The organism is Streptomyces sp. NPDC059454 (assembly GCF_042749965.1).
GTDB lineage: Bacteria > Actinomycetota > Actinomycetes > Streptomycetales > Streptomycetaceae > Streptomyces.
On record NZ_JBHYVC010000067.1, the window covers coordinates 32,028 to 32,469 of the forward strand.

The window sequence follows — 442 nt, forward strand, 5'->3', positions numbered from 1 at the left end:
GGCATACCCGTCGGCGTGCGCACCGCCGTGGCCGTGCGAGGAGGGGCCACTCTGGTTGGCGCAGGAGTTCCCCACGGACGGATTGAGAAGACCGACGACGTCGACCGTGTTGCCGCAGACGTTCACCGGGACGTCCACCGGCGCCTGCACCGTGTTCCCGGAGAGCACGCCGGGTGAGCCGGCGGCATGACCCGTCGCACCGGAGTCGGCGTGGGCGGCCCCGCCCGCGGCGGCGAGTACGCCTGTGGCGGCCGCCATCGTCATCAGGCCCTTGCGGGTGACCTGTCTCATTGCTGAAATCCCTGCCTTCGACCTGGTGCCGGGAACCGGCGCTCCGCCGGATTCCCGGTGTTCCGACGTTCGACGAGACCGGTCGGCCCCCGGGCGCGGGGGGGGCGCGCCCGGGGCGACCGGCGCAAAGCCACAGGGGGGCAGGCCAAGA

1 protein-coding gene is annotated in these 442 nt (G+C 73.1%); it reads right to left on the minus strand.

Annotation, left to right across the window (positions count from 1 at the left end; all coding sequences use genetic code 11):
* Positions 1-291: chaplin (locus ACFXAE_RS30830; RefSeq protein WP_384721108.1), on the minus strand; the 291-nt coding region annotated here is incomplete at its 3' end.
* Positions 292-442 lie beyond the last annotated feature (151 nt).